A 13,171-nucleotide genomic window follows, 5' to 3' on the forward strand; every position below is an offset into this window, starting at 1 on the left:
TCTCCTACTTTATCAAAATTCCCTTATAACGGTTTATGGTTTTTAAACATATTCCGGTTCCTCTTACTACTGCTCTCAAAGGATCTTCAGCAATGTAAACGGGCAAATCTGTTTTTTGCGATAATCTCTTGTCAAGACCTCTTAACATAGAACCTCCCCCGGCAAGATATATACCGGTATTATAAATATCGGCAGCGAGTTCTGGTGGAGTTTGTGATAAGGTTTCCATCACGGCATCCTCAATCCTTAAGATAGATTTATCTAAAGCTTTGGCGATTTCCCGATAGGAGATATTTACCTGTTTTGGTTTTCCGGTTAACAGGTCACGTCCCTGAACGCTCATTTCTTCTGGTGGGACTTCTAGATCTTCAGTCGCAGCACCAATCTGTATTTTAATTTTTTCAGCAGTACGCTCTCCTACATATAGGTTATGCTGGGTGCGCATGTAATAAACAATATCGTTGGTAAAGACATCGCCGGCAATTTTAACCGATTTATCGCAAACAATTCCGCCCAGCGCAAGTACTGCAATCTCTGTAGTACCACCACCTATATCTACAATCATATTTCCTTTAGGCTGCATAATATCTACCCCAATACCAATTGCAGCAGCCATAGGTTCGTGAATTAAGTAAACCTCTTTTCCATTTACCCTTTCGGCACTTTCCTTTACCGCACGCATTTCTACCTCGGTAATTCCAGAAGGGATACAAATAACCATTCTAAGGGCCGGAGTGAACATTTTCTTTTTTAGCGCCGGGATTTCCTTAATGAACATAGTGAGCATTTTCTCACTCGCATCAAAATCTGCAATAACGCCATCTTTTAATGGCCTAATAGTCTTGATGTTCTCATGTGTTTTCCCCTGCATCATGGCAGCTTGTTTACCCACGGCGGTAATTTTACCGGTGGTGCGATCGCGCGCTACTATAGACGGACTGTCCACCACGACCTTATCGTTATGGATAATTAGCGTGTTGGCAGTTCCTAAATCTATTGCTATTTCTTCAATGAGAAAATCAAAAAATCCCATGTTTTATTCTGTATTGAGGTTTGGTAAATGTACTAATTTTAATGTTTAAAATGACGCGTTCCCGTCATCACCATTGCAATATTATTTTCATTACAGTAATCTATACTTAGTTGGTCTTTTATAGAACCGCCCGGCTGGATTACTGCTGAAATCCCTGCTTTCCCCGCAATCTCCACACAATCTGGGAACGGGAAAAAAGCATCACTGGCCATTACTGCGCCTTTTAAGTCGAATTTAAAAGCCCTGGCTTTCACAATGCTCTGCTCTAAAGCATCTACACGCGAAGTTTGCCCCGTGCCACTGGCACATAATTGTTTGTTTTTTACCAACACGATGGTATTGGACTTTGTGTGCTTGCAAATTTTTGAAGCGAACAGTAAATCAGATAACTCTGCGTTTGTGGGTTTATTGTTGGTCGCCTGCTTTAAATCTTCTGCTACATCGGTTTTAGTATTGGTGTCCTGCACTAAAACGCCGTTAAGACAGGTTCTTACCTGTTGTTTTGGTAATTCGGTTTCTTTCTGAATTAATAAAATCCTGTTCTTCTTGCCTTTTAGGATTTCTTCAGCTTCCGAAGAAAACGAAGGAGCGATCACCACTTCACAAAAAAGCTTATGAATTTCCTCTGCAGTAGCTTTATCAATTTCCTGGTTGCTAATTAGAACCCCGCCAAATGCCGAAACAGGATCTCCGGCCAAAGCATCTGTATAAGCCTGGTGCAAGGTTTCCCTTTGAGCAAGTCCGCAAGCGTTATTGTGTTTTAGAATAGCGAATGTTGGCGCTTCCTCTTTAAATTCATTAATAAGGTTTACGGCCGCATCTAAGTCTAACAGGTTGTTATATGAAAGTTCCTTACCGTGAAGTTTGCTAAACATGGCATCAAAATCACCATAGAAAGTGCCTTTTTGGTGCGGATTTTCGCCATATCTTAAGGTTTTTCCTGTTTGGATGCTTTGTTTGTAAGCAGCAATATCACCTTCAGCATTAAAATAATTAAAAATTGCAGTATCGTAATGAGAAGAAATATTAAAAGCTTTCCCGGCATATAATTTACGATCTGCTAAGCTGGTTTCTCCATTTTTTTCTTCCAATAATTGCTGAAAATCGCTGTAATCTTCTACGGAAGAAACGCAGAGGACATCTTTAAAGTTCTTGGCTGCAGCGCGAATTAGGGAAATGCCGCCAATATCAATTTTTTCGATAATATCCTCTTCTGAAGCGCCTGAAGCTACGGTTTTTTCAAACGGATAAAGATCAACAATCACAATATCCAACTGTGGGATTTCATATTCGGTGAGCTCTTTAACATCACTTTCATTTTCCTGCCTGTTCAATATTCCGCCAAAAACTTTAGGGTGCAGGGTTTTTACCCTTCCGCCTAAAATAGAAGGATAGGAAGTAATATCTTCAACGGGGACAACATCAATACCTAATTCTTTGATAAAATTTTCGGTACCTCCGGTAGAATAGATGGTGATTCCCAGTTCATTGAGTTTTTTAACAATAGGTTCCAGCCCCTCTTTATTGAATACAGAAATTAAAGCACTTCCTGCTTTTTTTAAATCGCTCATTGTGTTGTGTTTGTTAAGGTTGCAAAAGTAAGTATTTAAGCGAAAAACTTAAAAGGCATTCCTTTTATTTATCCGGAAATTTTACAATCAATTTTATAGCCATAATTTGTGATTTAAGAATCAAGGCGAAACCCGTGTCGCGACTAAGAACCTTTTGCGATATTTAGTTCGAATAGTTGAGTTTTGTTTTTTTGAGTTGTTTATATATGGGAGTAGGGAAGTTTTATCACTCTATTGATTTTTAACGAATTCTTTTTTGGTTTAGGTAAGGGAGTTGAGAAATCAATAATTAATACTTTTCAGAGTGGACTTATATTGACTGCTTACTCTGTGATTTAGGTTTTTAGTAAACAACTCTACACCATTAAAATTGGCTCGATTTCATAAAAATCAGTTTACTATTTATATTCATTTTAAATAAAAATTTTATCTTTGGGAAAACCGATTTTTAGAAATGGAAGATGTTGAACTTATTTACCACAACAATTTAGGAATTGCTTTTAAATGGAAGCAAAATGTTCCCAATACAGATTCCCGCCGAATTCAAATGGTTTTTAAGGATATGGGATTCTATTTGTTGCCCTGTGAAATTCGCAACTTTTCCCATAATATAAAATCGGCCCGATACTACAACTGCGATAATTGTCCAAAAAACAGGAACTGTAGAAATATCCTACTTAGAGCCCCTTTAGATAAAATGAATTTTAAAGTCAGTTTTGCTGAATTAGAGCAAATAAATGACCTGGTTGAAGGCGCTTTGTTTAAATTAAACCTGGAAGATTATATTAATGGGTGTGGGAGGAATTAGGTATTTAAGTTCACACAATTTTTCCAATTTCACAAGTGAAGTAGTTTTACACCAAAAGTTGGTCTCACAAAAAAAGTTCAAATTTCCCATTTTCTTAAAACTTCTTACCAAAATTTTAAAAGTCTGTTTCTCTAATTACCACTAATTTTGAGATAAACCATAAAAAACCAATATTATGAGAAATGAGAAATTGATTAGTGCGTTAGGAAATTGTATTAACCATTGCAATTATTGTGGTGATGCCTGTCTCGATGAAGACAACGTAAAGATGATGAAAGATTGCATTAGGTTGGACAAGGTTTGCGCAGAAGTTTGTTCTTCCCTTAGCCAAATTTTGGCCACGAGTTATAGCGATGTGAATGCCCTGGTTGAATACTGTAAAAAAGTTTGCCAGGAATGTGCAGATGAGTGCGGTAAGCACGATCACCAGCACTGTAAGGATTGCGCACAGGCTTGTAAAGAATGTGTTGAAGCTTGTGAAGCTTATTTGGCATAGAAATTAAATTTTATTAAGGCTGTTTGAATTTTCCCTGTTAGACGTCAACCTGAACTTGTTTCAGGTTCTAATTTTTATCAACTTAGATGCTGAAACAATCCCGAGGCTTCGGAACAGCATGACGTAACTAACAACAGGGGTTCAAACAGTCTTTTCTCTTCAATAATACTTATGAAACATACTTATCAAATTTCAGGAATGACCTGTATGGGTTGCAGGGGCCACGTTGAAAACTCCTTAAATAACGTGGAAGGCGTTACCAATGCTAAGGTAGATCTGGAAAAAGCTTCTGCCAAAATCGAGATGGGGAAACATATTCCGCTCGAGAAATTTCAGAATGCATTGGAAGACAGCAATTATTCGATTTATTCTGATGAAGATATGGTCGAAATTTATCCCGTTAGCGGAATGACCTGTATGGGGTGTAGGTCCCATGTTGAGAAAACCCTCAAGAAAGTTGAAGGCGTTAAGTTTGCTGAAGTCAATTTGGAAAAATCTGAAGCACGAATAGTCTCAAAAGAGAATATCCCCTTAAAAAAACTGCAAAAAGCTTTAAAAGAAGATGACGGAGGTTATGAAATTCACGAACCCGGTAAAAAGGCAGAACCTAAAAAAAAGAAAACTTCCAATAGTGGGGAGGGTTCCGGTGTGTTTTATTGCCCTATGCATTGCGAAGGTGATAAAACCTATGATAAGCCCGGCGATTGCCCTGTTTGCGGAATGGATTTGGTAGAAGAGGCCAACCTAAAGCCGCAAGCCACCAAATATACCTGCCCTATGCACCCCGAAGTGGTACAGGATGGCCCGGGCGACTGCCCAAAATGTGGGATGGACCTGGTGCCAAAAGAACCCGAAGAGTCTTCAGAAAACAAGTCATATAAAAAACTTCTAAAAAAGTTTAAAATCGCGGTTATTTTTACCTTGCCGATTTTCATTATCGCGATGTCTGAAATGATTCCGGGCAATCCTTTGTATGATATTCTGGATATTAAATATTGGAATTGGATTCAATTTGGGCTTTCACTGCCAGTTGTCTTTTACGCTACCTGGATGTTTTTTGAAAGGGCTTACAGGTCTATAAAAACCTGGAACCTCAATATGTTTACGCTTATTGGTATTGGTGCCGGCGTGGCCTGGATTTTTAGTGTTTTTGGTTTATTGTTCCCCGATTTCTTTCCGCCCCAGTTCAAGACCGATGGAGGGGCTGTACACGTTTATTTTGAAGCTGCCACGGTGATCCTAACTCTTGTTTTGCTGGGCCAGGTTTTGGAAGCCCGCGCACATAGCAAAACCAATTCTGCGATAAAGGAATTATTGAAACTTGCACCCAACAAAGCGATTAAAGTAGTTAATGGCGAAGAAAAAGAAGTTTCGATAGATGAAATTCAGAAGGGGGATGTTTTAAGGGTAAAACCCGGTGATAAAATCCCGGTGGACGGAATTATTGAAAACGGAAATTCTAATATAGACGAATCTATGATTACGGGAGAACCCATTCCTGTGGATAAAGCCGAAGGCGATAAAGTAAGTTCAGGAACCATTAACGGGAACCGAAGTTTTACCATGAAAGCTGAAAAAGTTGGAGAGGAAACCCTGCTTTCTCAAATTATAAAAATGGTGAATGATGCCAGTCGCTCCCAGGCACCAATTCAGAAATTGGCCGATAGGATTTCGGCATATTTTGTCCCTGTAGTGGTAATTATTTCGGTAATCACATTTATTGTTTGGGCTGTTTACGGGCCCGAGCCGCAATATGTTTATGCCCTGGTAAATGCTATCGCGGTATTGATTATCGCCTGCCCCTGTGCTCTTGGTCTCGCCACACCAATGTCGGTAATGGTTGGGGTTGGGAAAGGTGCCCAAAACGGGGTGCTCATTAAAAATGCCCGTGTTCTTGAGCAAATGGATGATATAGACACCCTTATTATTGATAAAACGGGAACGATTACTGAAGGAAAACCCAGGGTAGAAAAGGTAGAAGTGATTTCTGATCAAAATAAAGATGAAATTATAAAGTATATCGCTTCGGTAAATTCCCAGAGCGAGCACCCTTTGGCCAGGGCTACCGTTGATTTCGCAAAAGAAAAGAAGCTTGAATTAATGGAAGCTTCAGACTTTAATTCAGTTACCGGTAAGGGAGTTACGGGAATGGTAGAAAATAAAAAAGTAGCTATTGGTAATGATAAACTTATGGAGGCCGAAAGTGTCGCTATTCCTTCAGAAATAACCGAAAAAACAACAGCTGAACAACAAGAGGGTAAAACCGTATCCTTTGTTTCTGTAAAAGGGGAAATTAAAGGTTATTTTACCATTACCGACCCGATTAAAAAAACGAGTAAAGAAGCACTAAGTTCGCTAATGGACGATGGTGTTGAGGTGTATATGTTTACCGGTGATAACGAAAGAACCGCAAAATCGGTGGCTGAAGAACTGGGATTAACCGGATTTAAAGCAGGAATGCTGCCCGAAGACAAGCAAAATGAAGTAAAAAAACTTCAAAATGAAGGAAAGAATGTTGCCATGGCAGGAGACGGAATTAACGATGCCCCTGCACTTGCCCAAGCCGATATAGGAATCGCTATGGGAACCGGGACAGATGTAGCCATAGAAAGCGCTGAGATCACGCTGGTAAAAGGAGATTTAAAAGCGGTAAAAAAGGCCAAAGAACTCAGTAAAAAGGTAATGCGCAATATAAAGGAAAACCTGTTTTTTGCTCTAATCTATAATACTATTGGTGTGCCAATTGCAGCCGGGGTTTTGTATCCGGTTTTCGGATTGTTGTTATCGCCAATGATTGCGGCCCTGGCAATGAGTTTTAGCTCGGTTTCGGTAATTGCAAATGCCCTAAGATTAAGAGCTGCTAAGTTAGATTAATTTAGTTTAAGCGTTCCTTTGTCAATTGTTAATAGGAATGCTTTTGTTATTAACAACTAATTTATAAACGTAGATAAATATTGAAATAAACCAAAATTAAAAGATGCAGGATTTTTTAAGTAAATGGGGAGAAGCGGCCTACACCAGTGCCGGATTTTTCTGGATGGCCTTATGGGCTTTTGTGTTAGGGTATGTGATTAGTAGTTGCATACAAATTTTTGTAACCGAAAAGCGTATGGAAAAAACTATGGGACGGGACGAATCCAAAAGTCTCCTACTCGGTACTTTTTTTGGATTTATTAGTAGTTCCTGCAGTTTTTCTGCCCTGGCTTCTACCAAGAGTTTATTTAAAAAAGGAGCCAGTTTTACGTCTTCCATAGCATTTTTGCTGGCTTCTACAAACCTGGTGATAGAGCTGGGAATTATTATCGCTATTTTTCTTGGATGGCAGTTTGTAGTTGGGGAATATATTGGAGGGCTGCTTTTAATTTTAATAAGCTGGCTCTTAATTAGAATTATAAACCCGAAAAAGCTCATTAAAAATGCAAGAAAAAACCTGAAAGATCAGGATGATGATGCCTCAAATTCAGAAAAATCCTGGAAAAAGAAGGTAAAGTCGGAAACCAGCTGGGCTAAAGTGGCCAAACAGTATGCGATGGAGTGGAAAATGGTTTGGAAAGACGTAACCTTAGGATTTACCATCGCTGGAATTGTGGCAGTTTTTATTCCAGATTCTTTCTTCCAAACCTTGTTCATTAACACCGGAAACGGAAACACCGATTTTGGTTTTTTTACAATTTTAGAGCATATAATCGTTGGTCCCGTGGTTGCTTTTTTAACTTTTATTGGTTCTATGGGAAATATACCTTTAGCGGCACTACTTTTTGGAAAAGGGATAAGTTTTGCCGGGGTTATGGCTTTTATTTTTAGTGATTTGGTAGTGTTTCCTGTGCTTAGAATAAATGCCAAATACTATGGCTGGAAAATGTCTTTTTTTATTTTATTTCTGCTTTTTACCGCGTTGGTAGGTACTTCCTTGCTATTGCATTACGGTTTTAATCTGTTTAATCTCCTGCCAGACCCTTCGGCTGTAAGTGTTACCAAAAGTGAGCACTTTAAAATTGATTATACTTTTTGGTTAAATATGGTATTTCTAATTATCTCTGGAATCTTAATTTATCTGGGCTTTTTTAAAAGAACCGATGTAATGCAAATGAAAGAAATGGCGCCAAAAAGTAAGTTGTTGGAAAGTAGCTTAAAATATATAGCTTTTATTTGTTATGCCTGGTTAGCGGGAGGTCTTTTTATAAAGTTCTTTTTATAGTTTTTTACTGAATAAAAATTACCGATTTATTTTAAAATTTCGGCAAAAAAAAAGAGCAGTGGGAAATATAATTTTATTGGCTCAGTCATAAAACTAGATTTTCGGTTCCCTTGCTGCTCCTTATTCAAAAAACTCAAACAAATTTAACTAACTAAAACTAAATTATTTTTTTTAATCTAAGAATCTTTTTCATAGCAATTCTTCGAGCCGTTGTTTTTTAGACCTTTAATTTTTCTAAAGGTTTAATTGATGAGGTAAAGTTTAGATAATATGTTTTTGGATAAAAGTTTCTACTCTAATTATTCACTTTAAAACCTGCCGGGTTTTTAAAAACCCCGGCAGGTAAAGCTATTTCATTTATTTAATAGGGTTTAAAATTAGATCAATACGCTCTAATGCATCCTGAAGGTGGTATCTTGTTAAGCGATCCCCGCTGCGGGTTAACGACCTCTTTATTTGACGCTCCAAAGTCTTTAATTCTCCGCGCACTACAGGTCTAATATCACTTTGCGCTACATCTACATCGCTTTGTCCTATCCAATCTCTGTATTTTGCTGGGATGGCATCCTGCTCTTCGTTCATTAAATGCTCCATACGCTCTATATAAGCGCGTTGTAAATTACGGCGGTAACGATCTATTTTTTTGCCAGAAGAAAGTTCACTCCAAATTCCCTTTCTTACATCGGTCATCATATCCAGTAACCCGTAAGCTTCTTTTCCATTTATTTCTTCATTTTCCATTAAACGGGCCATTCTTCCAAAGTCCAATAAGTTATTAAGGGAACGAACCTGCATTTTTCTAATCCGTTCTATTTGTCCGTCGAATTCAATTTTATTGAAGATTTCCTGATCTATCATCCATTCCGGCGTTTCAAAAAGCTGTTTTTGTAAGAAATCCATAGCTTTTTGCTGGTGAGCTGCATCTACGTGAGAATAAACTGCACCTTCCTGGTCGTAGGTTTTATAATATTCATAAACCCCGCCAATATTAGCAGTCACGTGTCCCATGTAGCGGTTGAATTGCGCTAATACCTGGCCGTAAAGATCGTCTAGATCATCATAGTTCTTACCATCTTCGGCCGTCCACTCAATTAATTTTGGCAGAATTCGCTTCAGGTTTTTAATTCCGTATTCACTGGCTAAAACTGCATCGTCCCCAAGATCTTCGGTTTGAGAACTGGGGTCTATTACATTGCCCTGTTGCTTTCCGAAGCGATATAAAGGACTTCCGGCTTTCTCGAGGATCCACTCATCTAAAACCGACTTTTCTTCTTTAGCAGATTTATCTAAAATAGGACGATAGCCCCATTCAATAGCGTATTTATCGTAAGGCCCAATATCTGGCATTAAAGCCACATCACCATCTTCGGGCTGTGCGATATAATTGAATCGCGCATAATCCATGATAGATGGTGCGGTGCCGTATTCTGCAGTGAATTCAGGATCTCGCAGGTCTTCTACCGCATAAGCAACACTACTTCCCATATTGTGGGGAAGTCCCAGCGTATGCCCTACTTCGTGGGAAGAAACAAACCTAATTAAGCGGCCCATCACTTCATCTTTAAACTCAACTCCACGTGCATCTTCATTAATAGCTGCGGTTTGTACAAAAAACCAGTTTCTAAGCAACGTCATTACGTTATGGTACCAGTTAATATCTGATTCCAAAATCTCTCCGGAACGTGGATCGCTTACGTGAGGTCCATTGGCATTAGGAATAGGGGAAGCCAAATATCGTACAACAGAGTAGCGAACATCCTCTGGGCTCCAGTCCGGGTCTTCTTCTTTGCTGGGAGGGTCTTTAGCGATAATAGCGTTTTTAAATCCGGCAGCTTCAAAGGCCACCTGCCAGTCTTCTATTCCTTCTTTGATATATGGAACCCACTTTTTTGGCGTGGCACGATCTATATAATAAACTATAGGTTCTTTGGGTTCTACTAATTCCCCATTTTCAAACTTTTCTTTGTCTTCCTCCTTTACTTCCAGCCTCCAGCGATCCAGGTATTTCACCTCTTTACTTTTTTGAGCATCCAGGCCGTAATCTGTTTGGCCACGAGCAAACCAACCAACCCGTTCATCGAAATAACGTCGTTTCATAGGCTCTTTAGGCAATAGGATCATAGAATTACTAAACTCTAAAGAGATAGAACCGGTACTGGCATTAGAAGGTGGTTCTCCCGCACTATAAGTTTTTACGTGTCGCACTTCAATATTTTCTGGATAGCTGCGAATAGTATCGATATATGACCGGCCTTCATCTAAGCGCGATACTTTATATTGCTTTCTTCTGCCATCTCCCAGCCCCAGGGCTTTCACGTCTTTAGTGTAAAGATCCGTTACTTCTATCACCGTGGTTTTATTCACCGAATCTTTTCCTATGGTTTTAATAGGAAAACGTTCTAAAACCGGCTCAAAGTTAGAATTTACCACTGCTTCGTGCACCGGCAGGGAATCTGCTGCATAAATTTCGTGAGATACAACTCTTAGCAAGACATGGCCGTCTTTTTTCTGCCAACGGTGTACCTGGGTATTTTGTTTGCCACCACCAAAACCAATGCCGGTGGCGGTTTTTGCAATTCTGGTTACGGTGAGCATTTCGCGGTTAAAAAGGCTATCGGGGATTTCATAAAAATACTTATCATCTACTCTATGCACCGTAAACAGGCCTTTGTCAGATTTTGCATCTTTTGTTATTACCTTGGAGTAAGGCTTGAGATCCCCGTCTTTTTTGGTTTCTTTTTTAGCGCTTTCAGCCGAAGATTTTTTAGGCTGAAATATAGCACAACTGGAAACCGAAATAGATAGTGCTAATAACAATAGTCTATTCGTAATTCTTTTGTTCATAAATTGAATTTTGATTTTTTTGATTATTGAAGTGATGTTTTTCTTTAGCGGTTACTAAAAAACGAAAAAAGACCACCATTTAGTGGTCTTTAGACTTATTTTTCTTAAAAAGGTTTAAAAGAGCGTTAAAAAAAATTGATGTTTTACCATAGGTGGTAAGTTGAGATTTAAATTTTTATCTTTAAATATAATCTTAAAATTATAATAGTAATGGACAAAATAGTAAAATTAGTTTCCGAAAAGGCTGGAATTAGTGAAGAACAAGCACAAACCGCGGTTACTACCGTAGCCTCATTTCTCAAAGACCGCATGCCAGAACCTCTGGCCGGCCAGGTAGATAAATATCTTAGGGGAGAGGAAGGTGATAAAGGTGGTTTAGGAGATACTCTGGGGAACGTAGGAGGAATGTTCGGAAAGAAATAATCTTTAGGAAAATTTGAAAATTAAATAAGGCATTTTAAAGTAATAAAATGCCTTATCAATTTAGAAAGATAATTATTTTTAAACCGCTTTTATCTTCATGTTTTCATCTTCCTTATAAACATCTATCAGCTTATGTTTTCTAAGGGATTTAAGGGTTTTATCCCATTTTTTATTACTTAGCCCAGAGTCTGCTTTTATTGTGTTTAGGTCGTGAATTTCATTATCCTTTAAAAGATTGAATACCGCTTTTTCTTCTTCGCTTAGCTCTACCGCTTTTTTCTCGGGTTTCATTTGCGGGAAGAAAAGTACTTCCTGTATAGACTGGTTATTGGTAAGGAACATAATCAACCGGTCCATTCCAATTCCAAGTCCAGAGGTTGGGGGCATTCCATATTCCAATGCCCTTAAGAAATCCTGATCTATAAATTCTGTCGCTTCATCATCTCCTTTTTGCGCTAACTTTAGTTGTTCTTCAAAACGTTCGCGCTGGTCTATGGGATCATTTAGTTCTGAATAAGCATTAGCGATCTCTTTTCCGCAAACCATAAGTTCAAAACGCTCGGTTAGCTCGGGATTTTCCCGGTGTTCTTTACAAAGCGGACTCATCTCTTTAGGATAATCGGTGATGAATGTAGGTTGTATATAATTTCCTTCACATTTTTCACCAAAGATCTCATCAATTAGCTTTCCTTTTCCCATAGTCTCATCTACCTCAATATTCATATCTTCGGCAGCTTTTCTAATTTCGGCTTCAGATTTTCCGGTAATATCAAATCCGGTGAAATCTTTAATAGCCTGGGTCATGGTCACGCGTTTGTATGGCGCTTTAAAATCTATTTTGTGCTCGCCAAAAACAGCTTCGGTAGTATTATTTACAGCTATGGCGCAGTGCTCCAATAGATTTTCTGTAAATTCCATCATCCAGTTGTAGTCCTTATAGGCCACGTAAATTTCCATTGCGGTAAATTCCGGATTATGGGTCCTGTCCATACCTTCATTCCTAAAGTTTTTAGAAAACTCATAAACCCCGTCAAAACCACCAACGATAAGACGTTTTAAATAAAGCTCGTTGGCAATTCTTAAATACAACGGAATATCTAAAGCGTTGTGGTGTGTTACAAATGGCCTGGCCGCAGCACCTCCCGGAATTGACTGTAAAATAGGGGTTTCAACTTCAAAATACTCCCGTTCGTTAAAGAAATTACGCATGGCCGTAAAAAGCTTGGTACGTTTTACGAAAATCTCTTTAACCTGTGGGTTCACAGCGAGATCGGCATATCGTTGACGATAACGATGCTCTGGGTCGGTAAATCCGTCGTAGATATTTCCATCCTTGTCGGTTTTAGGAAGGGGGAGTGGCCTAATCGACTTACTAAGTAAGGTGAAGTCATGAACCATCACGGTCATTTCACCTACCTGGGTTTTAAAAAGTTCACCCTCAATTCCTATGAAATCGCCAATATCGAGTAACTTTTTATAAACATCATTGTACTTGCTTTTATCTTCCCCGGTGCAAATTTCATCCCGGTTAAAATATACCTGAATTTTACCTTTGGAATCCTGAATTTCGGCAAAAGAAGCTTTTCCCTGTATTCTTCGAGACATAAGTCTCCCTGCAAGCTTTACCTTCTTTCCATCTTCAAAATTCTCCTTAATTTCCTTACTGGTGTTCTCTACCGCATACAAATTGGCGGGATAAGGGTTTATACCTGCTTTTCTCAATGCGGAAAGCTTTTCTCTTCTTACTTTTTCCTGTTCAGATAACTGCATGTTACTAATTTGATGTTTCTTAATTGCT

9 protein-coding genes are annotated in these 13,171 nt (G+C 38.7%); 5 read left to right on the forward strand and 4 right to left on the reverse strand.

All coding sequences use genetic code 11. The features are described 5' to 3' along the window. Positions 1–4: 4 nt before the first annotated feature. Positions 5–1,033, reverse strand: a complete 1,029-nt coding sequence (locus BUA71_RS05505; protein WP_072877540.1) for a rod shape-determining protein — start codon at positions 1,031–1,033, stop codon at positions 5–7. A gap of 38 nt (positions 1,034–1,071) precedes the next feature. Next, on the reverse strand, positions 1,072–2,604 hold the full coding sequence (gene purH / locus BUA71_RS05510) for a bifunctional phosphoribosylaminoimidazolecarboxamide formyltransferase/IMP cyclohydrolase (protein WP_072877542.1): 1,533 nt from the start codon (positions 2,602–2,604) through the stop codon (positions 1,072–1,074). Between the two features lie 454 nt (positions 2,605–3,058). Here purH and BUA71_RS05515 point away from each other — a divergent pair, with 454 nt between their 5' ends. The 4 genes from BUA71_RS05515 (at position 3,059) to BUA71_RS05530 (ending at position 8,106) form a co-directional block, all read left to right on the forward strand. Then, the gene (locus tag BUA71_RS05515) at positions 3,059–3,412 is read left to right on the forward strand and encodes a hypothetical protein (protein WP_072877544.1); all 354 of its coding nucleotides are present in this window, start codon (positions 3,059–3,061) and stop codon (positions 3,410–3,412) included. Between the two features lie 175 nt (positions 3,413–3,587). Further along, positions 3,588–3,908, forward strand: a complete 321-nt coding sequence (locus BUA71_RS05520) for a four-helix bundle copper-binding protein (protein WP_072877546.1) — start codon at positions 3,588–3,590, stop codon at positions 3,906–3,908. Positions 3,909–4,079: 171 nt separating this feature from the next. Beyond that, entirely contained in the window at positions 4,080–6,782 is a 2,703-nt protein-coding gene (locus tag BUA71_RS05525; protein WP_072877548.1) for a heavy metal translocating P-type ATPase, read from the forward strand. Between the two features lie 103 nt (positions 6,783–6,885). Beyond that, positions 6,886–8,106 (forward strand): permease, encoded by a 1,221-nt coding sequence (locus BUA71_RS05530; protein ID WP_072877549.1) that lies wholly within the window; start codon positions 6,886–6,888, stop codon positions 8,104–8,106. Between the two features lie 357 nt (positions 8,107–8,463). Here the strand turns inward: BUA71_RS05530 and BUA71_RS05535 are convergent, their stop codons facing one another. Continuing rightward, positions 8,464–10,950, reverse strand: coding sequence for a zinc-dependent metalloprotease (locus tag BUA71_RS05535; RefSeq protein WP_072877551.1), 2,487 nt, complete (start codon positions 10,948–10,950; stop codon positions 8,464–8,466). 210 nt (positions 10,951–11,160) lie between these two features. Between BUA71_RS05535 and BUA71_RS05540 the strand changes: the two genes are divergently transcribed. Continuing rightward, positions 11,161–11,373 carry a hypothetical protein gene (locus tag BUA71_RS05540; protein WP_072877553.1) on the forward strand — a complete coding sequence of 71 codons (213 nt, stop codon included), beginning with the start codon at positions 11,161–11,163 and terminating at the stop codon, positions 11,371–11,373. A gap of 78 nt (positions 11,374–11,451) precedes the next feature. On the opposite strand, the gene lysS is transcribed toward BUA71_RS05540, so the two are convergent. Then, positions 11,452–13,143, reverse strand: a complete 1,692-nt coding sequence (gene lysS / locus BUA71_RS05545; RefSeq protein WP_072877555.1) for a lysine--tRNA ligase — start codon at positions 13,141–13,143, stop codon at positions 11,452–11,454. Positions 13,144–13,171 lie beyond the last annotated feature (28 nt).

The organism is Salegentibacter echinorum (genome assembly GCF_900129445.1).
Lineage (GTDB): Bacteria > Bacteroidota > Bacteroidia > Flavobacteriales > Flavobacteriaceae > Salegentibacter > Salegentibacter echinorum.